Annotated in this window: 24 protein-coding genes; 7 read left to right on the top strand and 17 right to left on the bottom strand. The window is 62.5% G+C overall.

What is annotated here, in order from left to right:
• Positions 1 to 64: 64 nt before the first annotated feature.
• The 4 genes from pth to AC1DX4_RS31885 all read right to left on the bottom strand — a co-directional run bounded on the left by pth (position 65) and on the right by AC1DX4_RS31885 (position 3,630).
• A complete protein-coding gene (pth, locus tag AC1DX4_RS31900) occupies positions 65 to 787 on the bottom strand; it encodes an aminoacyl-tRNA hydrolase (protein ID WP_477224098.1) in 723 nt (240 codons plus the stop codon).
• Positions 788 to 810: 23 nt separating this feature from the next.
• Positions 811 to 1,452: a 50S ribosomal protein L25/general stress protein Ctc gene (locus tag AC1DX4_RS31895; protein ID WP_477224097.1), complete on the bottom strand. Its 642-nt coding sequence runs from the start codon at positions 1,450 to 1,452 to the stop codon at positions 811 to 813.
• Positions 1,453 to 1,657: 205 nt separating this feature from the next.
• Positions 1,658 to 2,602 carry a hypothetical protein gene (locus AC1DX4_RS31890; RefSeq protein WP_477224096.1) on the bottom strand — a complete coding sequence of 315 codons (945 nt, stop codon included), beginning with the start codon at positions 2,600 to 2,602 and terminating at the stop codon, positions 1,658 to 1,660.
• A complete protein-coding gene (locus AC1DX4_RS31885; RefSeq protein ID WP_477224095.1) occupies positions 2,599 to 3,630 on the bottom strand; it encodes a glycosyltransferase in 1,032 nt (343 codons plus the stop codon). The genes AC1DX4_RS31890 and AC1DX4_RS31885 overlap by 4 nt, the downstream gene beginning before the upstream one ends.
• A gap of 220 nt (positions 3,631 to 3,850) precedes the next feature.
• Here AC1DX4_RS31885 and AC1DX4_RS31880 point away from each other — a divergent pair, with 220 nt between their 5' ends.
• A complete protein-coding gene (locus tag AC1DX4_RS31880; protein WP_477224094.1) occupies positions 3,851 to 3,982 on the top strand; it encodes a hypothetical protein in 132 nt (43 codons plus the stop codon).
• On the opposite strand, the gene AC1DX4_RS31875 is transcribed toward AC1DX4_RS31880, so the two are convergent.
• Together AC1DX4_RS31875 and AC1DX4_RS31870 are read right to left on the bottom strand one after the other, a co-directional pair.
• Positions 3,979 to 4,782, bottom strand: coding sequence for an alpha/beta fold hydrolase (locus AC1DX4_RS31875; protein WP_477224137.1), 804 nt, complete (start codon positions 4,780 to 4,782; stop codon positions 3,979 to 3,981). The two genes, AC1DX4_RS31880 and AC1DX4_RS31875, sit on opposite strands and share 4 nt — an antisense overlap.
• 203 nt (positions 4,783 to 4,985) lie before the next feature.
• A complete protein-coding gene (locus AC1DX4_RS31870; RefSeq protein WP_477224093.1) occupies positions 4,986 to 6,233 on the bottom strand; it encodes an ROK family transcriptional regulator in 1,248 nt (415 codons plus the stop codon).
• Positions 6,234 to 6,431: 198 nt separating this feature from the next.
• Between AC1DX4_RS31870 and AC1DX4_RS31865 the strand changes: the two genes are divergently transcribed.
• The 5 genes from AC1DX4_RS31865 to AC1DX4_RS31845 all read left to right on the top strand — a co-directional run bounded on the left by AC1DX4_RS31865 (position 6,432) and on the right by AC1DX4_RS31845 (position 12,508).
• The gene (locus tag AC1DX4_RS31865; RefSeq protein ID WP_477224092.1) at positions 6,432 to 8,993 is read left to right on the top strand and encodes an ATP-binding cassette domain-containing protein; all 2,562 of its coding nucleotides are present in this window, start codon (positions 6,432 to 6,434) and stop codon (positions 8,991 to 8,993) included.
• The gene (locus AC1DX4_RS31860; protein WP_477224091.1) at positions 8,990 to 9,979 is read left to right on the top strand and encodes an ABC transporter permease; all 990 of its coding nucleotides are present in this window, start codon (positions 8,990 to 8,992) and stop codon (positions 9,977 to 9,979) included. The genes AC1DX4_RS31865 and AC1DX4_RS31860 overlap by 4 nt, the downstream gene beginning before the upstream one ends.
• 49 nt (positions 9,980 to 10,028) lie before the next feature.
• Positions 10,029 to 11,030 carry a rhamnose ABC transporter substrate-binding protein gene (locus AC1DX4_RS31855; protein WP_477224090.1) on the top strand — a complete coding sequence of 334 codons (1,002 nt, stop codon included), beginning with the start codon at positions 10,029 to 10,031 and terminating at the stop codon, positions 11,028 to 11,030.
• A gap of 77 nt (positions 11,031 to 11,107) precedes the next feature.
• Positions 11,108 to 11,869, top strand: coding sequence for a glutamine amidotransferase (locus AC1DX4_RS31850; protein WP_477224089.1), 762 nt, complete (start codon positions 11,108 to 11,110; stop codon positions 11,867 to 11,869).
• 18 nt (positions 11,870 to 11,887) lie between these two features.
• Positions 11,888 to 12,508 carry a nucleoside/nucleotide kinase family protein gene (locus tag AC1DX4_RS31845; protein WP_477224088.1) on the top strand — a complete coding sequence of 207 codons (621 nt, stop codon included), beginning with the start codon at positions 11,888 to 11,890 and terminating at the stop codon, positions 12,506 to 12,508.
• Positions 12,509 to 12,563: 55 nt separating this feature from the next.
• On the opposite strand, the gene AC1DX4_RS31840 is transcribed toward AC1DX4_RS31845, so the two are convergent.
• The 7 genes from AC1DX4_RS31840 to AC1DX4_RS31810 all read right to left on the bottom strand — a co-directional run bounded on the left by AC1DX4_RS31840 (position 12,564) and on the right by AC1DX4_RS31810 (position 18,690).
• Positions 12,564 to 13,376 carry a 3-methyl-2-oxobutanoate hydroxymethyltransferase gene (locus AC1DX4_RS31840; RefSeq protein WP_477224087.1) on the bottom strand — a complete coding sequence of 271 codons (813 nt, stop codon included), beginning with the start codon at positions 13,374 to 13,376 and terminating at the stop codon, positions 12,564 to 12,566.
• A 9-nt stretch (positions 13,377 to 13,385) separates the two neighbouring features.
• On the bottom strand, positions 13,386 to 14,168 hold the full coding sequence (locus AC1DX4_RS31835; protein ID WP_477224086.1) for a TIM barrel protein: 783 nt from the start codon (positions 14,166 to 14,168) through the stop codon (positions 13,386 to 13,388).
• A gap of 1 nt (position 14,169) precedes the next feature.
• Positions 14,170 to 14,481, bottom strand: a complete 312-nt coding sequence (locus AC1DX4_RS31830; RefSeq protein WP_477224085.1) for a MocE family 2Fe-2S type ferredoxin — start codon at positions 14,479 to 14,481, stop codon at positions 14,170 to 14,172.
• A 112-nt stretch (positions 14,482 to 14,593) separates the two neighbouring features.
• A complete protein-coding gene (locus AC1DX4_RS31825) occupies positions 14,594 to 15,418 on the bottom strand; it encodes an ATP-binding cassette domain-containing protein (RefSeq protein WP_477224084.1) in 825 nt (274 codons plus the stop codon).
• Positions 15,418 to 16,419, bottom strand: a complete 1,002-nt coding sequence (locus AC1DX4_RS31820) for an ABC transporter permease (RefSeq protein WP_477224136.1) — start codon at positions 16,417 to 16,419, stop codon at positions 15,418 to 15,420. Before AC1DX4_RS31820 ends, AC1DX4_RS31825 begins: the two co-directional genes overlap by 1 nt.
• 174 nt (positions 16,420 to 16,593) lie before the next feature.
• The gene (locus tag AC1DX4_RS31815; protein WP_477224083.1) at positions 16,594 to 17,574 is read right to left on the bottom strand and encodes a sugar ABC transporter substrate-binding protein; all 981 of its coding nucleotides are present in this window, start codon (positions 17,572 to 17,574) and stop codon (positions 16,594 to 16,596) included.
• Positions 17,575 to 17,670: 96 nt separating this feature from the next.
• Positions 17,671 to 18,690 carry a sterol desaturase family protein gene (locus AC1DX4_RS31810; protein WP_477224082.1) on the bottom strand — a complete coding sequence of 340 codons (1,020 nt, stop codon included), beginning with the start codon at positions 18,688 to 18,690 and terminating at the stop codon, positions 17,671 to 17,673.
• Positions 18,691 to 18,973: 283 nt separating this feature from the next.
• Between AC1DX4_RS31810 and AC1DX4_RS31805 the strand changes: the two genes are divergently transcribed.
• The gene (locus AC1DX4_RS31805) at positions 18,974 to 20,011 is read left to right on the top strand and encodes a LacI family DNA-binding transcriptional regulator (RefSeq protein WP_477224081.1); all 1,038 of its coding nucleotides are present in this window, start codon (positions 18,974 to 18,976) and stop codon (positions 20,009 to 20,011) included.
• Positions 20,012 to 20,068: 57 nt separating this feature from the next.
• On the opposite strand, the gene AC1DX4_RS31800 is transcribed toward AC1DX4_RS31805, so the two are convergent.
• The 4 genes from AC1DX4_RS31800 to AC1DX4_RS31785 form a co-directional block, all read right to left on the bottom strand.
• Complete coding sequence (locus AC1DX4_RS31800; RefSeq protein ID WP_477224080.1) at positions 20,069 to 20,929, bottom strand: hypothetical protein; 861 nt, start codon at positions 20,927 to 20,929, stop codon at positions 20,069 to 20,071.
• Positions 20,929 to 21,546: a hypothetical protein gene (locus AC1DX4_RS31795; RefSeq protein ID WP_477224079.1), complete on the bottom strand. Its 618-nt coding sequence runs from the start codon at positions 21,544 to 21,546 to the stop codon at positions 20,929 to 20,931. Before AC1DX4_RS31795 ends, AC1DX4_RS31800 begins: the two co-directional genes overlap by 1 nt.
• On the bottom strand, positions 21,547 to 22,008 hold the full coding sequence (locus AC1DX4_RS31790) for a hypothetical protein (protein ID WP_477224078.1): 462 nt from the start codon (positions 22,006 to 22,008) through the stop codon (positions 21,547 to 21,549).
• Between the two features lie 437 nt (positions 22,009 to 22,445).
• Entirely contained in the window at positions 22,446 to 22,877 is a 432-nt protein-coding gene (locus AC1DX4_RS31785) for a MarR family winged helix-turn-helix transcriptional regulator (protein WP_477224077.1), read from the bottom strand.
• Positions 22,878 to 22,891 lie beyond the last annotated feature (14 nt).

Below are 22,891 nucleotides of genomic sequence, written 5' to 3'. Positions count from 1 at the left end.
GATGAGGGCTATGGGCGATAGGGGTGATCAACGTCAAGCCCTGTAAGGCCGGATGCGTGCGCGCTCAGTCCTTGTTGCCGAACAGTTTCTTCAGCATGGCGGCCATCGGCCGGGATTCCGGCAGCTTGGGTGGCGCCTGCTGCGGGCGTGCCTGGCGGATGTGGCTCTGCTGTTTTGGAACCTGATTTTGTGCCGGCTTTTCCGGCTCGGGCGCCGCCTTGCCCTGAACGGCAAGGGCTGCCTTGTTCATGAAGCCGGATTCGTCGCCCTTGACGATCATGGCGGCGTTGTCGGCGATCGCGTCGAGCAAGGGATCGAGCCATTCGCGGTCGATCTTGTCGAAATCGCCGAGCACATGATGCTGGACCATTTCCTTGACGCCGGGATGGCCGACGCCGATGCGCACGCGGCGATAGGCATTGCCGACATGGCCGTCGATCGAGCGGATGCCGTTATGGCCGCCGGCGCCGCCGCCGGTCTTGATGCGCAGCTTGCCTTCGGCGAGGTCGATCTCGTCATAGAAGACTGTGAGCGCGGAAAGCTCGAGCTTGTAGAAGCGCAGCGCTTCGCCGACCGACTGGCCGGACAGGTTCATGAAGGTCTGCGGCTTGATCAGGATGATCTTTTCGCCGCCGAGCGTGCCTTCTGAAATCAGGCCCTGGAATTTCTTCGACCAGGGCGAAAAGGAGTGGCGGCGGGCGATAGCGTCCGCCGCCATGAAACCGACATTGTGCCGGTTGCCAGCGTATTTCGCGCCCGGATTGCCGAGGCCTGCAAAGACAAGCATCGTCTGCTCCGGGCGAGAAAGAGTTACTTCTCTTCGGCGGCAGGAGCCGCTTCAGGTGCAGCCGCTTCAGCCGTCTCTTCCGTCTCCGGCTTCATCGCCGACGAGCCGGCAATGGTCGCGATGGTGAAGTCGCGATCGGAGATGACCGGCTTGACGCCGGCCGGCAGCTTGACCGCCGAGATATGGATCGAGTCGCCGATGTTGGTGCCGGTGAGATCGACGGTGATGAATTCCGGGATCGCATTGGCCGGGCAGTGGAACTCGACTTCGTGACGCACGATGTTGAGCACGCCGCCGCGCTTGATGCCGGGCGACTTGTCCTCATTGATGAAGTGGACAGGCACGTCGACGTTGACTTCGGTGTCCTTGCCGATGCGCAGGAAGTCGACATGGACAGGGAAATCCTTGACCGGGTCGAGCTGGAAGTCCTTCGGCAGGACCTGGATCTTCTTGCCGTCGACATCGATCGTGGCGATCGTGGTCAGAAACCCGCCGCCATGGATCTTGTAGTAGATGTCCTTGTAGGTGAGCGCGATAGCCAGGGGAGGCTGCTTGTCACCATAGATTACTGCAGGCACTTTACCGTTGCGGCGAACTGCACGGGCGGACCCCTTACCGACCTGTTCGCGTGCTTCGGCCTTGAGCTCGTAAGTGTCGTGGCTCATGGCATTTCCTTTCGGTTTGTTCTGGAGCGTTCGCGGTGGGCAGTGCGCCTGGACCGTAAACGTCGAAAGCCGCCGGGTGAGGCGGCCTTCCGCCGCGTTGCCTCCAAGGGTGTCTACGCGGGTGGCGGCTCTATAGCGGAAGGTGGCCACAGGTGCAAGCGGTTGGGCTGGCCATGCCTGCGGGGGCAACCAGAGATGGCAGGCATCATTGCCACGACATAAGTTTGGACAACCGGCGGCGGAGCTTTTGGATCAAAGTGCGTTTGGCTTGCGCTCGGGAGCCGACCTGCACGCGCCAGTCCGGAATGTCATTCTCGGATTGGGGGCTCGCCTCCCCAGCCTTCTGTGCCAGCCATGTCACGTCGACAGGCGCGCATCCACTGGCCAGCAACCTGTTGGTGAGCATCTGCTCATTGAGAATAGCCCTGGCCTTGCTTTCGAAAAACGGCAGCGTTTCAGGCGTAAGATCGAACCTTGAATGCCAGACTGGCCCTTTGCCGGCTCTGTCGCCGGTGAGCCAACGCAGCAAAAACCGCTGATATCCTTGCGAGATCGGAGCGTCATCACGGAAGGGCTGCCGGGGGTTGCCGCTGAAAATCGGCGCGTTCCTGCCGACGCTTACCAAAGATCCCAGGCTGCTGAGTTGCCGCGGGTGCATCAGGATGAACGAACTGCGGAGCCAGGCTTGCGAAGGGATTCCGAAAATCGAGATGGCCTCGCCGTGAAAATCGATGCGGCCCAGCGCCCCTTGCAAGGCAAGGAACGACCGCAACAAGCCGCCATCCATCAATTTGAGATGATCAGATGCGGATGCCGCGAAAGCCGAAGTGGCCAAGTGAACCAGATCATAGTGATGAAGTTTGGCGCCGGTATGATGGATACCGCGGTCCCACGCGGAGAACTCCCAATCGTCGTTCGACGCGCCGATCAGTTCGACCCCGCAGTCGAGATCGGAGCCGTGACCGACCGGCAGCGCATTGTCGATCACGAGCATGCGATGCGCAACGTCCGACATCTGCTCGGCGAACATAGCGCGCAAGTCCTGCCATGCGGTCGGATACTTCTCGGTTCCGTGACGCGCCATCAGGGTCAAAACACGAAGCGGCTGCAAGTGCATGGCGGATCCAGGCGCGCCGGTTTCCGGCGTCAACGCCTTCTTCCCGTCAAGCGCGAGCGGATCTTTTGCAAGGTCTTTTTGAGACGGGATGGCGACTTCGGTCGAACCTTCGGTCCGGCGGCTTGCGCCGATGTTGGACGGCGGTCGGACCTCAACGGGTTATGAAATGCGTCCATCTCCTTGCGGACGGCGGCGAATATTGCCTCTTCCTCAGGCCCACCGGGGGTCTCCCAGAGCTTCGCCCGTTCGGCAATATCGTAGGTTGCCTCCAATTCCGAGCAGACGGCGGCGAATGCCGCGTCGCCATCAAGGCCATCCTGTGCTTCCCACAGTTTTACCCGGTCCACTATATCGTAGACCGCCCGCAGCAGCGCGGTAGCGACAACGTAGTCCGATCGCGACCTGGACTGAGCCAGCCAGTACGCTATGCGCTTTTGCCCGAAAGTCTCGAGGGGGGTGCTGGCATCGAAGAACGAGACCCTGTCTCGCTCGCTCGTATAACGATTGGTTTTTTCAATCCATTGATGCGCATCCCGATGCGACAAATTGTGGATGCACACGCCTCCATCATGCGGGACGTCGTAGACCTCGCCCGTTATTCGTCCGACCTCTTCATGCAGCTTCGAAACGAATTCCGCCGCGCCACGGCGAAAAGCGCGCACATTGTAGGACGGCCAGTAATAGGCATCATCGTCGTGGCGTCCCATAATGTATTCGCGCTTGGGGAAACGAAACACGCCAGCCGGGTGGGAGCCGGCATTTTCCCTTATCCAGCGAATGGCTTCGACGCTGAGGCATTCGTCATGATCCAGATAGAGTATGAAGTCGTGCGAACAGGCGTCGTAGGCGACGAACCGCGTCTCGGTGGGCAATGGCGACCACGGCACGGAGATGACTTTGTCGGCAAAGCCAGCCGCAACAGCAGCGGTGCCGTCGGTGGATGATTTGTCGACGACAATGAGCTCATCGACAAATCGCAAGGAACGCAAGCAAGTCTTGAGAATTTCTCCACTGTTGTAGGTTATGACGAAGCCGCTTATCTTGGGGCTGTTGACACCCATACATCTCACCTTTGCCGCAGCATTGCTCGCGCTATACGCTATAGCAGAATAGAGAGCCTACAGGTCAACTCCTCGCGGCTCATCATCCTCAATTTCCTTTTGTGCCAGTCCGCACACTATAGGGCGAACGAAGGAAGCATTTCGACCCCATTTGATGGCAAGCCCGTGCAACGCGCGCCGCGACTGGCTGGCCCGCACTCGCAGGCCAGTCGACGTTGCCATGACGCAAGCGCAATCCGCTTTGGCGCTGCATGCTCGCCACGAAAAGGCGGCGCGATTGATTGATGTTGACCTTGAAGTCGCGCGCTTTTCCCGGGAAAGCCGTTTCACATTGTTGCTGGAATTGCTCTAGCTGAGCTGCCCTGCGGCTTGCGTGATGAGCTGGGTGATCTCACGCGGGTGAGAGATCAGCGACAAATGGCTTGCCTTCACCTCGATGGTCTTGGCGTTCATGCGTTTGGCCATGAAGCGTTCGAGATCCGGGTTGATGGTGCGATCCTCGGTCGAGACGGCATACCAGCTTGGCTTCGAGCGCCAGGCCGCCTGCGTTGTCTTTCCGGAGAAAAGCTTGTCCGAGATCGGTCCCTGGACGGCATAGAGGATGCGCGCCTTCTCGCGAGGAATGCCACCGGCGAAATCCCGCAGGAAGGCCTCCTCGCTGAGCTTGCCGTAGCCCGCGGACCAGATAAGGCCCGCCGAGGCCGGCGGCGCCGCAAACGTCTTGGCGAGCGCCGTGTAGTCTTCACCAGCATCCGGCGCGCGCGCTGCGACATAGACGAGCGAGGATACCTTTGGATCAGCCCCTGCCTCGCTGACGATCATGCCGGCAAAGGAGTGCCCGACAAGTACGGTCGGTCCATCCTGGAGAGCGATCGCACGGCGCGTTGCCTCGACGCCCGCTTCCAGCGTGGTCAGCGGGTGCTGGACGACGGTTGCGTTGAAGCCGGCCTGCTGCAGCGGGCCAACCACTTCCGACCAGCACGAGCCATCCGCATAGGCGCCATGGACCAGGACGACATTGCGGACTTCGGGGCGAACATCGGAGTGGACCTTGGGACCCGTCTGGGTTTGCGCCTTGGCGGAGCCCGCCAGTATGCTCGCCGCCACCCCCGCGACGAGCGTGGTGGAAAAATTACGCCTATTCAACATGATCGTGGATTCCTTGAGGTGTTGGCGGACCGCGCCCAGACTTCCGCTGGACGCGCCGCAAATGCTTCGCCCGGCGCCTATGTCCAGTCTTCGCGGTCTACCGGGCCTGCGTTACATCCGTCACCGCTTCGTGATCGCAAGCCTCGGCCTGCCGTCGGAGCAGGATGGCTGCGCGGGACCGGCTGTGGGGCGTCTGCTCCTGCTACCTAGTTTCCAGCCAGAGTCGAGAGCGCGCTCAGCAGCTTCGTCCGGTCCTTGCCGATCATCAGCACGCCGCTGTCGGGAGCCAGCAGCGCCGAGAACGGCAGCATGGCGGCGCCGATCGATGAGGCCTCGGGGCCGAATTGCCCGGGCACGATCTCCGGCGCCACGATGCCGATAGCGCTGGTTCGGCTGAACTGGGTCTGCACCCTTGCCAAAAGTTCGAGATGGATCGGCCGCGGCAGGATGCTGTCGAGCACGATGGCCTCGATGTCGATGACGGAGGTGATGGCGATGATCGCCTCGACGAGGGCATTGGCGCAATCGTCGATCCATTCGAACAGCGGCTCGCGTGCGCCCGGCGGCAGCGGATCGAGTTCCCGCACGCGATTGATCACCACGCCGCGTGACTTCAAATGATTGACCAGCACGTAGATCGAGGCGCGATGCAGCAGGCTCTGGTAGCGCGCCGGCTTGGCCGCCACCGAATCGAGACTTGATGGCGAAACCGGCAATGGCCCGAGCGCGGCACTGTTGCCGTGCGGCCCGGTATGAACCTTGCCGCCTTGCACCAGCCCGCCGCCGACGAACGTGTCGATCGAAATGTGCATGAAGTCGCGGAACCGCGCGCCGGCGCCCTGGACAAGTTCGGCCAGCGCCGCCGAGGTGGCATCGTTTTCGACGAACACCGGCGTTTTCGGCGGCGTGGCAAAGCATGTCGTCAGGTCGATGGCCTCCCAACGGCCGCCGAGATCGTCGGGAAAGCCGAGTTCCTCGCTCCAGCCGCCGAGGAAATACGGTGAGGCAATACCGACGCCGACGATGCTGGCATCGCCAAGCCCGTCGACCAGTTTTTCGAAATTGGCCAGCGACATGTTGCCGGCCTTGAGCACCAGATCGGGATCGGGGAAGCGGTATTCGTGCGACTCGCGGGCCCGAACCTCGCCGGCAAAGTCGACAAGCACGGCTTCCAGCGCACGCCGGCCGATCTTGATGCCGACGCTATAGATACGCTCCGGTGTAAGCCTGTAGAGCGTGGAGGGCGAGCCGCGTTGTCCGAACCTTTTTCCCACTTGCTTTACCAATCCAGACGACTCCAGGCCGTCAACGATGGCGGCGACCGCGGCCGGCGTCAGGTTTGCCGCGCGCGCCAGGTCCGACTTGGAGGCTTCCTTCAGGCGACGGATGGCATCGAGCACGAAACGCTCATTGTAGTGCCGAACCTTGACAGAGTTGCTACCTTTTCCGGACAAAACCGGCCTCTCCCCATCTATTCTCGCGAAGCCACCCTGGTCGCCTACAGCTTTGAAACTGCTGCGATCGAGGCGCTTTGAGCGCACCCGTGCGTGACGCAACACTGCGCGTTGGAACCGCGTAAGTCAATTTTCCAGTTGCGATCCGGGTCTATTTAATATAGCAAATTGAAAAAATAACTAGATCAGGGAGGAGATGTGCTGCACTCGGGCACACAGAGCGAGGCCGACGCGGCGAGGGTGCGGGATGTTGCTGTTCCCGTTGCCCTGGTTCAGGCGACGAAGGCTTTCGGCGGCACCATTGCGCTCAAGGACGCCTCCTTCGAGCTGCGCTCCGGCGAGGTGCTGGCGCTGCTCGGCGAAAACGGCGCCGGCAAGAGCACCTGCGTCAAGCTCTTGGCCGGTGTGCATTCTCCCACCAGCGGTCATGTCGAGGTCGACGGCAAGGCGATAGTCTTCCGATCGCCGCACGACGCGCAGGCCGCGGGCATTGCGGTCATGCATCAGCATCCCGGCCTGTTTCCTGATCTCTCCGTGGCGGAAAATATCTATCTCGGTCACATGCCGCGCGATCGCTTCGGCGGCATCGACAATGCCGCCATGCTTACCGGCGCCCGCAAAGTGCTGGCGACGGTGGGCCTCGATGTGCCGGCGGCAACGCGGTTGGGAACGCTGCGCACCTCCGAACAGCAACTGGTCGAGATCGCGCGTGCGCTGTCGCTGGATGCGCGCGTGCTGATCATGGACGAGCCCACGGCGGCCCTGTCGCAGCGCGAGGTCGAGCGGCTGTTCACCGTCGTTGCCGATCTCAGGCTGCACGGCGTGGCGATGATGTTCGTCGGCCACCGCATGGATGAGATCTTCCGCATCGCCGACCGCATCGCGGTGTTGCGCGACGGGCGCCTGATCGGCGTCAAGCCGAAGGCCGAGCTTGGTCGCGCCGCCGCTATCAGCATGATGGTCGGCCGTGAAGTCACCGACCTCTACCCTGAACGACATCACGCCACCGGTGCGCTGGTGCTGGAGGCGAGGGGGCTTTCGCGCGCCGGCGGCTTTTCCGGCATCGACCTCAAGCTTCACGCCGGCGAGGTGCTGGGCCTTGGCGGCCTGGTCGGTAGCGGTCGAACCGAGATTGCGCGCGTGCTGTTCGGCATCGACGGGCCGGATGCCGGCGAGATCCTGATCGATGGCAAGCCCGTGCATTTCGCATCGGCGCGCGACGCCATGGATGCGCGCATTGCCTATGTCTCCGAAGACCGCATGGGCCAAAGCCTGGTGATGGATTTCTCCATCCTCGACAATGCGGTGCTACCGGTTCTCGACAAGGCCGCTCCCGCCGGCTTCTACGGCACGGACCGCGCCATCGACCTGGTCGCGGACTGGCTGAAGCGCATGAAACTGCGCTTTTCCGGCTACGGGCAGCCGGTCAAGGAACTGTCGGGCGGCAACCAGCAGAAGGTGGTGCTGGCGAAGTGGCTGCGCACCGAACCGCGCGTCCTCATCCTCGACGAGCCGACGCAAGGCATCGATGTCGGCACCAAGGCGGAAGTGCATGCGATGATCGCCGACCTTGCCGCGCAAGGCATGGCGATCCTGCTGATTTCGTCCGAAATGCCTGAACTGATCGGCATGTGCGACCGCATCGTCGTGCTGCGCGAAGGCCACCAGATGGCCGAGTTCGCCAGGGGTGAAGCCACTCAGGAGAAGGTGCTGGAAGCGGCGACCAAGACCGGCGAGCGCATCGACGCGGCCGCGCAGCCCGATGCGCACAAGGAGAGGAAGAACGGATCCTTCGATTTCCTGAAGCGGCGGGAGTTCGGACTGCTCGCCGCGATGCTGGCCGTCGCCATTCCGGTCACTATCATCAACCCGCGCATGGTGAGTGCGGCAAACCTGACCGCTTTGTCGATGGACGCGGCCTTGCTCATCGTCGCGGCACTCGCCCAGATGCTGGTGCTGATCACCCGCAACATCGACCTCTCGATCGCCGCCGTGATCGGTCTTTCGGCCTATATGGCGGCCAGCATGGTTCAGGCCTATCCGGGGTTGGACATCGGCATCGGCCTGATCACCGCCTGCGCGGTCGGCGGCTTTGCCGGGCTGCTCAACGGCCTTGTCGTCACCAGGGGAAAGATCCCGGCCATCGTCGTCACGCTGGCCTCGATGTCGATCTTTCGCGGCTTCAACTCGATCTGGGCGGCCGGCGACCAGGTCAGCGCCGACGAGGTCACGCAGGCCTGGCTCGACATGACCGGCCTGAAGGTCGCCGGCGTGCCGCTGATCGTCGTCATCGCCATTGTTATCCTGTGCGGCGGCTATGTGCTGCTCTATCGCACGGCCACTGGACGCGAGCTGTTTGCCACAGGCTCCAATCCGGACGGCGCGCGTCTCATCGGCATTCCTGTCGACCGGCGTATCCTGCTTGCCTTTGGCACGGCCGGCCTGCTCGGCGGCCTGTGCGGCGCGCTCTGGGCCTCGCGCTACGCCACCATCGATGCCCGTGTCGCGCTCGGCTTCGAGCTTACCGTGATTGCCTCGGCGGTGGTCGGCGGCGTCGCCATCCGTGGCGGTTCGGGTACGCTGCTCGGGATCATCCTCGGTGCGCTGACTTTGCTGGTCATCAAGAACGGGCTGACGCTGGTGCGCGTCGATCCGCTTTGGCTGCAGGGCGTCTACGGCCTGGTGATCCTGGTCGCCATCGGCATCGACACCTTCATCGTGCGGCGCGCCGAGCAGGCAAGACAGGCGAGGGCGAGATGAGAAAATTCCTGCGCTCGATCGACTTCTGGGACCTTTTGCTGGCGACCGCTTGCCTCGCCATCTTCCTCTACGCGGCGGTCTTCGTGCCGAATTTCGTATCGGGCTTCAACCTGTCGCAACTGGCCGCGAGCGCCTCGGAAAAGGCGTTGCTGATCCTGCCGATGACGCTGCTCATCATCACCCGCGAGATCGACCTGTCGATCGCCTCGGTGCTGGCGCTGACCTCCGTCGTCTTCGGCTTGGCTGTCCAGGCCGGCGTGCCGACGCTGGCGGCCATCCCGCTGACACTTGTCGCCGGCGGCCTGCTCGGCGCCTTCAATGGCTATCTGGTTTCGGGGCTCGGGCTGCAGTCCCTGGTGGTGACGCTCGGCACCATGGCGCTCTATCGCGGCATTGGCTACATCCTGCTCGGCACCGGTTCGGTCAACATCCTGCCGCCAGCGGTCGTCGATTTCGGCATCAACAATTTGCCGGGCACCGAGATCCCGTGGACCATCGTGCCGTTCCTGGTGCTGGCGCCGGTCTTTGCGGTCGTGCTGCAGAAGACGCCGACCGGCAAGCGTATCTACGCGCTTGGCGGCAGCCCGGAGGTGGCGCGCTATTCCGGCATCGACACGCGAAAAATGGTGCTGAAGCTGTTCGTCATCTCCGGCATCGTCGCGGCCATCGCCGGCATCGTCTACACGGCGCGGCTTTCCAATGCCCGCGCCAACAATGCGCTCGGCATGGAGCTCGACGTCATCACCATCGTCCTGCTTGGCGGCGTCAGCGTGTTTGGCGGCAAGGGGCGGCTCACCGGCGTCATGCTGGCGCTGCTGCTGATTGCCATCATCCGCAACGTGCTGGCGCTCAACCAGATCGGCGGCGACGCGCAAGGCATGATCATCGGCCTGCTTCTGATCGGCTCGCTGCTGGTCGGCAATTACTGGCGTTCCCTGGAGGAGCGGCTCTCAAGATCGCGCGTCCTGCGCGAAACCAAGGGGTGATCTCGGGCCCCTTCCTTCAAGCCCGAATGTTCTGACGGAGGAGTTTACAATGAAAGCGTTTAGATTAGCCCTGCTCGCATCCGCGGTTCTGCTCGCACCGACCTCGCTGGCTCTCAGCCAGGAATGCGCCAAGGAACCGGTCACGGTCGGCTTCCTGCCCAAGCTCGACACCGATCCCTACTTCAAGGTTGCCCAGCAGGGCGCCGAGGAGGCCGCCAAGGAAATCGGCGGCAAGGCGATCCAGGTCGCGCCTTCGCAAGCAACGGCCGAAGCGCAGATCGATTTCATCAACAGCCTGGTCTCGCAAAAGGTCGGTGTGATCGCGATTTCCGGCAATGACGCCAACGCCGTCGCCCCGGCCTTGAAGCGCGCTGCACAGCAAGGCGTCAGGGTCGTCTCCTACGATTCCGATGTTGCCGGCGATGCCCGCTCGATCTTCGTCAACCAGGCCAAGGGTGACAGCCTGGCCGAAATGATGCTGGAAAGCGCCTACAACCTGACAGGCGGCGAGGGCGAGTTCGCCATCCTGTCGTCGACGCCGACGGCGACCAACCAGAACGCCTGGATCGACTTCATGAAGAAGAAGATGGCGGCAGAGCCGAAATTCGCCAAGATGAAGCTGGTCCAGGTCGCCTATGGCGAGGAGAGCGAGCAGATCAACCAGCAGCAGGCGCTGGCGCTGGTGCAGGCCTTCCCCGACCTCAAGGCGATCATCGTTCCGGCCGGCATCGGCCTGCCCGCCGCGGCGCGTGCGCTGGAGGAAGCCGGCCTCATAGGCAAGGTCAAGCTGACGGGTCTGGCGCCTGCGACGCTGATCTCGAAATACATCAAGGACGGCGCTGCTCAGGACATCTGGTGGAACGTCTCCGATCTCGGCTACCTGACCTACCAGGCGGCCCAGGCGCTTGCGCAGTGCAAGATCACCGGCAAGGAAGGCGACAAGTTCAGCGCCGGCCGGCTCGGCGAATACACGATCGGCGCTGGCGGCGAACTGATCCTGGGCCCGGCCAAGATCGTTACCCCAGACAATCTGGCCGAGTTCAAGTTCTAAGCCTCCCAAGGCTTTTGCGGGCGCCGGTTCAAGCCGGCGCTCGCTTTCAATCTCAGTAAAAAATCGCGAGGGCGACAATGAAACTCTTGCTGGCAGGCGAGACCTTCGCGGCGACGACTTCGGTCGCTGCCGGCGGCGACGTGCTGACAAGCGCGACGTGGGTAAATGGCGCGACAGCCTTCAATGCCGTGCTTGCCGCCGAGGGCATTGCTGTCACACAGATCGGTGGCGATCGCTGTGCCGCCGAGTTTCCCTTCGACCTCGATGCGCTCGCTGAGTACCAGGCGGTGGTGATCTCCGATGTCGGTGCGCTAACCTTGCTGGTCACGCCGGATGCCCGCGCCGGGCGTGTCGGCGTCAACCGGCTCGAGGTGCTCAAAGCCTATGTCGAAGCCGGCGGCGGATTGATGCTGGCCGGCGGCTATATGGGATTTCAGGGCATGTTCGGGACGGCGCGGTTCTACGACACCCCGGTCGAGGATGTGTTGCCGGTCCGCTGCCTGCCGTTCAGTGACGGCATGGAAGTGCCGCAAGGCCTGCAGACCTCGATCCTGCAGCCGTCGCATCCGATCCTTGCCGGCATCGAAGGGCCATTGCCGCCGATCCTCGGCATGAACAAGCTGGATTTCAGGAGCGACGGTTCGTCCCGGCTTCTGGCGACCTGCCACCATCGCGGCGCGGACTGGCCACTCCTTGCCGTCCGTAACCATGGCCGCGGCCGCACGGTTGCCTGGGCGACCGACATCGGCCCGCACTGGCTGTCGCAGGATTTCCTGGGATGGCCGCTCTACGGCAAGCTGATGGCGAACATGATGCGTTGGCTGGCGGGCAAAGAATAAGAAAGCCTCGGGCAGATCATGAACGACTGGAACGATCTCGTATCGCGCATTCGCAAAACCGAGGCCGGCGGTGTCCGCGTCATGATTGCGATCGCCGGCCCGCCCGCCGCCGGCAAGTCATACATTTCAGAGCGATTGCGGGCGGAACTGGCATCGGAAGGCGCCGAGATCCTGCCGATGGATGGCTATCACTATGACAATGCCGTGCTCGATCAGCTTGGGCTGCGCCCTCGCAAAGGTGCACCCCAGACATTCGATTTCGACAGTTTCGAACTGACCTTGCGCCGTGTGCGTGACAGCGAGGCCACTGTCGCCGTGCCGACCTTCGACAGAAGCCTGGACTTGTCGCGCGCCGGAGCCAGGCTGGTCGCTTCGGCAACCCGCTACGTGATCGTGGAGGGCAACTATCTTCTCCTCAACCGCGCGCCATGGTCTGGCCTGGCACGGCTGTTCGACCTGACAGTGTTCCTCGCAGAATCGCGCGCCCACCTGGAAGAGCGGCTGCTGAAAAGGTGGACCGAGCTCGGCTATTCAGAGCGGGACGCTGAGGCCAAGGTGCATGGCAACGACATGCCAAACGTCGATATGGTTCTTGAGCAGAGTTCGCCACCCGACATCCTCTGGCATTCGGCCAGCTGATCCCTGCGTAGGCTCTCGCCGTGACCGCCCTATGGTCCGATTCAGGCCGGGGCAATCAGAGGCCCAAGGCGATCTTGAACGCCGCGAGCTCGTCGTCGGTGATGGCGACCACGTGCTGCGGCTCGGGGTAGGCGCCTGTCTTCACGTCGGAGATGAACTCGCGATAGGCGGCGATGCGCTCGCGCTGCAGCCGCTCAAATTCGGCGGCGAAGTTGCGGTAGGTCTTGGCGTGGCGCGGCTTGTGTCCAGTGGTATGGCCGAGCACGTCCTCGCTGAACAGATACTGCGCATCGGCATCCGGCCCGGCGCCCATGCCGAGCATGATCATCGGCGTATTCCTGGTGATCAGTTCGGCAACCCGGTCTGGCACCACTTCCAGCTCGGCGCCGAAGCAGCCGATGGCCTCCAGCCGGTTGACGTGGTCCCACACGGCACGCGCGCTCTCGGCCGTCCTGCCGACCGCCTTGAAGCCGCCGGTCCAGGTGCATTGCGAGGGGATCAGGCCGACATGGGCAACGACCGGCACGGCGTTGTCGCAGAGCGTCTTCTGGATATCGAGCGAGGCGGCGCAGTAGAAGCAGTCGCCGCCGATGCGCATGAAGTGGTAGGCGGTCTTCAGATAGTCCTCCGCCGTGACCAAATTGCCGGCGGGGCCATAGGGAAGCCCGACCTGCACGAAGCAGCGGCCGGCCGCCTCGCGCATCTCGGGCGAGAAGAAGCGGCCTTCGATCGACAGCATATCGACGCCGGCCGCATCCGCCGCCGCCGCCTCTTCGAGCGAGGTGACGTAGAGCATGGAGATCTTCTGCCCGCGGCCCTTCATGGCGCGGATGTCGGCGACGGTTGGGCGAGTGCTCTTGGCGACCATTTTGTTTCCTCAGACGGTGAAAGCTTCGCGGAAGGCCAGCAGAGCCGCTTCGGGATCGCCGGAGGCGTACGCCTCCATGCCCACCGGTCCGCGATAGCCCATGTCCTTCAGCGCATGGGCGATGCCCCGGTAATTGATCTCGCCGCTGCCGGGCTCCATGCGTCCGGGCACGTCGGCCACCTGGACCTCGCCGATCCATGGCAGGCAGGCGCGGCACAGTTCGATCAAATTCCCTTCGCCGATCTGCGCATGGTAGAGATCGAGATTGAGGCGCAGGCCCGGCCGGTTGACGCTCGAGACCAGTGCAAGCGTATCCTCGGCGCGCCCAAACGGCACGCCGGGATGGTCGACCGGCAGGTTCAGATTCTCCAGCGTGAAGGTCACGCCTTCCGCCTCGGCAAGGTCGGCGATGCGGTTCAGCGTCTCGCGTGCCTTGAGCCACATTGCGCCGGTAGCGGTCTCACAAGGGGTTACAGGCAGGCCGCCATCGCCCAGCCCGGTGCCGTGCAGATTGAGCCGCGCGACGCCGAGGCGCTTGCCGACCGCCGCCGTCTCCTTCGCCGTCTTCAACAGTTCGGCGGCACCCTCGTCATCGGCAAGCCGGCCGCGCAAATAGCCGTTCATGATCGAGAAGGTCGCGCCGGATCTTTCCAGCATCGCAAGGTCATGGTCCGGCCAGTTCCAGAGGCCGACCTGAAAGCCCATTTCGGTGAGGCGCTTGACGCGCCATTCCATCGGGCGGTCGCGCCAGAGCATTTCGACGCAAGCCGCAAGCGTAAAGGTATCGGACATGTCAGACCTCGATGTACACGCGGCCGTCCTCGACCTTCGTGGTGTAGGTTTTCAGGTTCACGCAGACCGGTGCGCGCAGCGCTTCGCCGGTCCGGTAATCGAACACGCCGTTGTGCTTCGGGCATTCGATCCTGTGTTCCATAACCAACCCGTCGCTCAGATGCACCTTCTCATGCGTGCACAGCCCGTCGGTGCAGAAGAATGCATCGTCGGGGCTGCGGTAGATGGCGAATGTCCGGCCTTCGTGATCGAAACGGATGACGTCCTCTTCGTCGATGTCATCGGTCGCGCACGCGTTGATCCATTTTGCCATTGTCACTCTGCCGTCTGTTCTTTGGTTGGTTGAAGAATGCGGCCGGCGGACCACGCATTCCGCCGGCCGCACAGGAAGATGCCCGGGAGGAGGAGATGGGCGTCTTCACTGGTCACGCATGGCTCGCGCCCTGCGGCGCATGCCCGTTGTCAGCCGCCGAGAAGCTCTCGATCTCGGCTTCGAGCTCGGCCATCTGCTCGCCGCCCGCCATCAGGTCGGTGATCGCCTCGCGGCTCTTCTCGCCCTTGCGGAAGTCGGCGGCCTTGGCGCCTCTGATGAGGACGGCGAAGTGGTCGCCGACGGTCAGGGCATGGACGACATTGTGGGTGATGAAGATCACCGCGATGCCCTTGCGGCGCGCCTGCAGCACGATGCGCAGCACGTGCGCCACCTCCTTGACGCCAAGTGCGGCTGTCGGCTCGTCGAGGATCAGCACGCTGGCGCCGAAATGCACGGCGCGCGCGATGGCCAGCGCCTGGCGTTCGCCACCGGACAGTCCGCCGACGAGGCGGTCGCCATCATCGATGCGGGTGATGCCGAGCTGGCGCATCTCGGTCACGGCTATCTCGTTGGCCCGTTTGCGGTCGTAGATGGTCAGCGGCCCCCAGCGCCGCGTCGGTTCGGCGCCGACGAAGAAGGAGCGGCCGATGCTCATCAGCGGGAACGTCCCGCCGAACTGGTGGACGGTGGCGATGCCATGGTCGCTGGCGTCGCGGGGGCTGTCGAAGGCGACTGATTTGCCGTCCATTTCCATCGTGCCCGATGTCGGCTTGTGGACACCGGAGAGGATCTTGATCAACGTCGACTTGCCGGCGCCATTGTCGCCGAGCAGGCACAGCACCTCGCCTCTGTTGACCTCGAGCGAGATGTCGTGGAGCACGTCGATCGGGCCGAACGACTTGTTGATCCCAGTCAGCCTGAGCAGGGGCGGTGTCATCAGCGAGCCCTCGATTTGGCACGTGGTGCGTAGGTGAGCGCCATGGTGCGGAAGGTGTTGTTCATCAGCACGGCCGCCAGCAGCAGGACGCCGATGATCAGGCTTGCCCAGTTGGCGTCGAAGCCGGTGTAGAAAATACCCTGGTTGACGATGGCGAAGGTCAGCGTGCCGAGCACGATGCCGACTACCGAACCGTAGCCGCCGGTGAGCAGCACGCCGCCGATGACCACCGCGATGATCGAGTTGAAGATGAAGGACTGGCCGGCGGCCACCTGGGCGCTGTTGTAGAGGATGGCCTGCGACATGCCGACGAAGGAGGCGCACAGGCCGCTGCTCATGAACAGCGCGATGGTCACCCGGTCGGTCGGGATGCCGGCGTTGCGGGCGCTGACGGCGTCACCGCCCATGGCCAGGATCCAGTTGCCGAAGCGCGAGAAATTCAGGATGAAGCCGACGATCAGGATGGCGGCGATCCACCAGAACAGCGTCACCTCGAACTTGCCGCCGAGATAGTCGCCGAACAGCAGCTTGGCGGTCGGTCCGCTCTTCAGCGCGACGCTGGTGCTGCCGGAGAGGATGACCGAGAGGCCGAGCGTCAGGCCGGCGAGCGCAAACAGCGTGGCGAGCGTAACGACGAAGGACGGCACCTTGGTGCGGATCACCAGCACGCCGTTGATGAAGCCGACGGCGAGCCCAAGGCCAAGGGCTGCGAGGATGCCGACGATGATCGGCAGGCCGTAATGGCCCGACAGGATGGCAATGGTCATCGAACTGGCGGGGACCATCGAGCCGACGGAGAGATCGAGATGCCCGGCGATCATCAGCAGGCCGATGGGAAGCGCGATGATGCCGAGTTCCGAGGCGACGTTGAGCCAGCTCGCGGCACCGCCGGCCGACATGAAATTGGCGCCGCCGAAGATCGAGAAGAACACCAGAACGGCGATCATGCCGATCAGCGAACCGACTTCGGGGCGGCGCACGAGGCTGCCGATCGAGGGCATCGAAGAGTGCGGGGCGGGCGGCGCGGTGGCTGCCGCGGCGGGCTGGTGATGGGCTTGGGATGTCATCGAAATGTCCCTGGCTTGAACAATGGGAGCCTGGCGCGGCCAGTCATCGGCGGCGCGTGGCAGATGATGTCCGGCCCGCGGATGGGCCGGACATTCTGTCTGCAGAAGCTAGCGAGCGCCGGCCGCGGCACCAGCCATCGTCGCGTCGACATTGGCGGCGTCGACGATCCCCGGTCCGGTCAGCACCGGCTTGGTCGGCAGGTCGAGCCCGTAATTGACGAAGCCGTTCAGCAGCGACACCGCAAGAAAGCCCTGCAGATAGGGCTGCTGGTCGACCGCGAACATCTGCGTGCCGGTCTTGATGCGCTGCAGGCCGGTCTCGTCCATGTCGAAGGAAGCGAGCTTGACCTTGTCGCCGGCATTGGCCTGGCTGATGGCGTTGGCGGCACTGTTGGCGTCGCCGGCGCTGATGGTGATGACACCGTCGATGGTGTTGTCCTTCAGCACAGCAGCCTTGATCGCCTCGGCGACCGCGGTCGGGTTGCCGAAGCTGGACGAGGGCAGCGGCAACTGGCTCGATTTGCCGCCGCTCTTGGCGATGGCGTCGGCAATGCCCTTGCAGCGGTCTTCGGTGTTGGTGGCGCCCGGCAAGGTGTTGACGCACAGCACGTTCTTGGCGCCATGGCTGCCGTAATAGGCGCCGCCGCCGAGGCCAGCGGCGTATTCTTCATTGCCGACATAGTTCATGGCGCCGAGCCGCTTGGCCGCGTCCATGCCGCCGGAATTGTAGATGATGAGCGGCACGCCGGCGGCAACGACTTCCTTGAAGGCGTCGTCCATGGCTTCCGGTACCCAGTCGGGGCCGACAATGGCGCTCGGCTTCTGGCTGAGCGCGGTGCGGATCAGCTTGGCCGCGTCCGGACCGAGATTGTCGTAGTTCTGCGGGCCGAGCCAGGTCACCGAGCCGCCGGTCAGTTCGGCGACCTTGCCGGCATCGTCGGCGCCCTTCTTGACCTTCGACCAGAACGGGTCGTCGGCCTTGCCGCCGATGACGAAGATCTTCGCCCCGTCAGCCATGGCCGACGTGGCCGATGTCGCCGCCACGCCCGCAAGCATGATCGCCGTCAGCAGTTTCGTGATCGTTTTCATTTCATTTCCTCCCGGTTGCCGTCGTCAGACGGGTTTAGAAAAACTTGAATTCATCCGCAGGCGCGCACCTCTCCCGTTGCGCGTTGCGTCGCTTGATCAATGGTTCGCCGCGGCTTTTGCGTTCATGCGTTCCTTCTTTTTCTGGAAGCGGGCGTCCATCATGGCTTCGCCCTCTCTTGTGCCGTCGTGCCAGGTGCCGAACCAGCGATCGAGCGGGATCAGCCCGTCGCCGCCATAGTTCACCTCGAAATATTTGTGGTGGAGGTAATGCGTGTAGGCGTGGCTATCGACGGCCGTGTCCTCGGTCACTTCCAGCTTGTCGAAGCCGAGATGGCCATTGACGGCGCCGAAGCCGGCGACATGCAGCTGGAACAGCGCGACGATCGGATTGGACGGGATGATCAGGTGCCAGAAGGCGACCGCGTGGTAGAGGAACCCTTCCACCGGATGCATCGACAGCGACGACCAGGGCGAGGGGTTGATCGAATTGTGGTGGACCGAATGGATCCAGCGATAGAGCGGGCCCCAGTGGATCAGGCGGTGGATGAAGAAGAAATGCACCTCGTGGATGGCTGGCGCGACCAGCACCAGTGCGGCGAGATAGACCGGATGATCCGACCAGCCGACCCACGGCACGTAGCCATTGGCAAAGCACCAGAGGAAGACGACTTCGACGACGGTCCACAGCGGAATGGTGATGAAGAACGAGCGCAGGAAGTTGTCGAGGTTCTGGCTCTGGAACCAGAACACGTCGGAGGGCGCATCGCCGGGGAATTTGTGGTTGTATTTGAACCGCGTCGCCTGGGTGCGCTTGATGTAATAGCGCAGCTCGAAGATGCCGTAGAAGACGAGGATCGCGGCGGCATTGACGGCATAGAGCCACAGCGCCCAACCCCAGCTGATCGTCTTCATCGTCTCGACGCCAGGCACGATATAGAACCAGTAGAGCAGCGCGGTTGCCATGTGGAAGGCATTCCACGGCCAGATATAGCCGGGCAGCCACGCCAGAATCTTCGGCAGCCTGGGTGGCCAGTTCCATAACGGTGCGCCCTCGATGCGTCCGTTCGGCTTCCAGTCGCCGCGCTTGTCGCGCACGCCGTATTTGAGATCGTCCATGCAATCCTCCACCCGCAATGCCGCACCCGCAACGCCTTGGGATGGGCCGCACGCGCGCTGGCTCACACCGCCTGAGGGCGGTGGGCGAAAACCTGTCTGCGCTGTGCTGCTGCTATCCCTGGGCTGGCGGTGCGTCCGCCTTGCTTGCTTTTCCAGAGATAAACATCTTGATCCAAAATGAATCAAGAATAGAATGTTTGTTCCAAATGGATTGTGTCATTCATATCAATCTGGCGCGATGAATGATATTTTCGTATCAATTGCACCAAGCGGATGAGACGAAATGGATCAGAACAAGCGGCCGACGATCAGGGATGTCGCCGCCGAGGCGAATGTTTCGGTGGCCACCGTCAACCGGGTGCTGAGCGGCGCTGGCGCCGTCCGCCAGGGCACGCGCGAGCGTGTCAGGCTGGCGGCCGAGCAGATCGGCTTCTACGGCATGGGCGCGCTGCGCAGCCGCATAGCGGCGGCCCGGCCGCACTACCGCTTTGGCTTCCTGCTGCACCAGCCGGGCCGCGCCTTCTACCGCAACATCGCCGATGCGCTGCGCGCCGTGGCGCCGGCCATGCCCGACTGCGAGATCGAGCTACGCATCGAGTTTCTCGACGATTTGTCGCCGCAGAATGTCGGAGCGCGCCTGCTGGCGCTCGGCGCCGAATGCGACGCCGTCGGCGTTGTCGCCGCCGTCCATCCGCTGGTCACCCAGGCGGTCGACGCGCTGCAGGCCCGCAACGTGCCGGTGTTCGCGCTGATCTCGCAGATCTCGGCGACGGGTCAGGTTCATTATATCGGGCTGGACGGCTGGAAGGTCGGCCGCACCGCGGCCTGGGTGTTCGAGCATGTCTGCAAGGCGCCCGGCAAGCTCGGGATCCTCGTCGGCAATCACCGCTATCGCTGCCAGGAGATGAACGAAAGCGGCTTCCGCTCCTATTTCCGCGAGCACGCCCCTGATTTCATGCTGCTCGAGCCGCTGCTGACCTTCGAATCCAGCGCCATCGCGCAGGAGATGACCGAAAGGCTGCTGAACGAGAATCCGGATCTGTCCGGGCTTTATGTCGCCGGTGGCGGCATCACCGGCACCATTGCCGCGCTGCGCTCCACCGGCCGTGCCGGCAGCGTCGTCGTCGTCGGCTATGAGCTGATGGAGTCGACCCGTTCGGCGCTGCTCGACGGCACGCTGACCTTCATCATCTCGCACCCGCTCGCCCGCATCGCCCAGGAAGCGCTGAGCGGCATGGTGCGCGCCGTCGCCAGCCCCAATGAGGGCGGCAACTTCACCACCATCCTGCCGTTCGAAATCTATACTCGGGAGAATATCTAGGGGGCGCGACAGCGGCATGCCCATGGCGGCAGGAGCGGCGATAACCGAGCGCCCATATCATAGAGCCTGATCGTCCCTAAGGAGGGCTGCTGCCTCGACCGGCGCTCTCTCCAGCGGAACGTCCTCGGAAAAAATCTGCTCGATAGTACCCTTGCTCATTCCGCTACTAAGCGCAATCGATGACAGGACAACCGCATCGAGATCGAGCAGTTCGGCCGGTCGTGCGAGTAATTGCCAGTGATAGCTGTCCTTCATGGCAGCACGAATATTTTCGGCCCGCGTCGCCGCAATCATAGCAAAGCCGCTCGCGACAAATTTAGGCGTGTACGTCTCTTTGGACACGCGCTGCCTCGCCATCCGCTCGGCTATGTTGGAATAGGTCGCTGCCGAAAGGCCGGTCGTGCCTACCGGATGGCCGCCGTTCCGTTCCAAGGCGGTGCGCATTGCAGAAGCTTCGACGAGCAGAGTGGGTTGCGGCGTCTCGCTAATCAGCCATTCGGCCTGCACTAGCGAAAACATCTGGCGTGGCGAGTTGCGCGACATCTCAGCCATCGGGCGGCCGGGCGTGGCGTGTTTCCTTGCCTGCTGCCGATCCCATTGCCGGCTAACGCCATCGATCAGGTCTTGATAAGGCGAGAGCTGTTCGCGCGCCGTTTTTGTTTGCGCAAGCGCGATGTATGTCGATCCGGTAGTCAGGCCGAGTTGCAGAAAAAGGTGGCCGGACTCAAGCAAGAGGTTGCGTGCTTCCTTCGTTGCCCCGATCATTAGTGCGACGCAGGCGGCATCGCGAAGCAGCGTGCCGGCGCATGCTTTGTGCAGCACGTTTTCAGAAGGGGTGTCCAAATGCGCTTTGGCCCTTGATTGCAGGAATTTGATCCGCCGGTGTAGGCGCTCTGGCTCAAGAAGCAGATCGTCCATCAGAATAGATCCCGGATGTTGCTGAGCGGCGCAGGGTCGACATAGTCGTCAGGGTTCCGCCATGTAAATTTGGGTTTCATCGTGCTGTGCGATCCGTCCCACCACTCCACCTTTTCGATTTGGTTTGCTGGAACATTAACCTTCGCTGTGATCTCGCCTTCTAACTGGAATGGCGACCACCGCTGGTAGATATTGAGATCGCGAACGGGTTCCGCAATGGAGCGGAGGGCGACTGTCTTGCCATGGCTCGTCGGCACCCAGCAATAGCAAAGCGCTCCAGGCCTAGTCCAATCCTCAGTTGCAAACATTAGGGCTGTGTCTACCGCAGAATAGATGAAGTTGTTACTGACGAAAATATCCCTCTCAACAGATCCGCAGGCCAATGAGATAAATGGCGTTTCGCCACCATAGGTGTCATAGTTGTGTAAGTGCCGGTCGAGATTTTGATCGGTCAATACGTTCGCAATCTTCTCGGGCGTAATGATGCCAACCTTACGCCACCAGTTCGAACGAATGCCTTTCGCACTCATAATTATTTGCTTCGCTTCGTCCTTGGAAATCCCCTTGCTGCTATTAAACTGGCCCGCGATGCCTTTGACGCAGAGCTGGATGTACATTCAGCCCCTCCGTCGTTCTAGGGCATCCAAGATGAGATTGAAAAGCTCGTCTGGGCGGACGGTCAGGCCAAATGCGCCAGCGGGCAAGGGCTCCGGCTTTCCGACGTAGAAAATGAGGGGCGGGCTCAACATGGCGCTCTTTACCTGCGGAAGAAACTTTCGTCCGGCACCATGGTCATCTCCGCGCGCCATGTCAGACAACACCAGATCGTAAATTGCCGACTCCAGACGTTGCTTGGCATTCCGGTCGGAGCTCGCCAGATCGATCGTCGCACCGAGACTATGAAGGAGGCCCATCTCGATGGCGTTGCCATCGGGATGGTCGTCGATCCATAAGATACGCGCGGAAGCGATGAGATGTTGCAGTCGATCGAGCCGCCTTGCCAATTGATCTCGGAGTTGGGTTGGAAGATCGATCTGCTTGGCTTTCGCCGCCTGCTCGATCCCCGACTTAAATTCCACTTCTAACCCCCCGAAGCCAACCTTCGTTGCTCGAGAGAAAGCTTCGCGGATTCGCGATGGGCCTATGACGAAGAATATAGTGAGAGCGACAGCCGCCCAAAAAAGATGGGGTGCCCACGTGAGTATTTGTTCCCATGGAAACGCACTCGCCGGCGGATCTCTAGCAATTTTAAATTCAAGCAATATTCGCCCTCAGATTATTCCCTCACAACAAGTATGATAGTGTCAATGCCCTCTTTATCGCAATCCCATTTCGAATTTACAATCAGCAATGGTCATCAGAGGACAACTACATCAGTCATGCGAGTTGGTTGGCACCGCTTCGGCACGTGAAAACTATGGGAACGGTACCGCCACTCCAGCGCTCATCACAGCCCACAACATTGCCAACCACCATTGGCCCAGCAAGATTGGCGCCCGGGAGCGCCTGGCATCGGCTACCCCTGACCGCTGCTCAGCGCATCACGCAGCGCCTGGATCTGGCGGTTCAGCGCATCGAGTTGCGCCAGCGTCATGCCGGAGCGCTCTATCAGGGTCTCATTGAGGCAGTTGCACTGGACCAGCAGCGCACGTCCAGCTGATGTCAGGTCGACTTGCACCTGGCGCTCGTCGGTCTGGCTGCGCTGGCGGGTCACCAGACCAGCCTGTTCCATCCGCTTCACCAGCGGTGTGATGGTGCTCGATTCCAAAGCGAGCCGGTGCGCGATCGTGCCGACCGACATGCCGTCGGCCTCGGCAAGCGCGTTGAGCACGAGATATTGCGGATAGGTGATCCCCATCTCGTCCAGCATCGGCTTGTAGGTGCGGTTGATCGCCATTGAGGTGGCGTAGAGCGTGAAGCAGAGCTGATTGTCCAACGGGAGAGGCACGACGCATTCCTTTG

The organism is Mesorhizobium sp. P3_A8, from assembly GCF_056402995.1.
The sequence above is the reverse complement of the archived record's forward strand: the minus strand, read 5'-3'. Positions and strand labels throughout refer to the sequence as shown.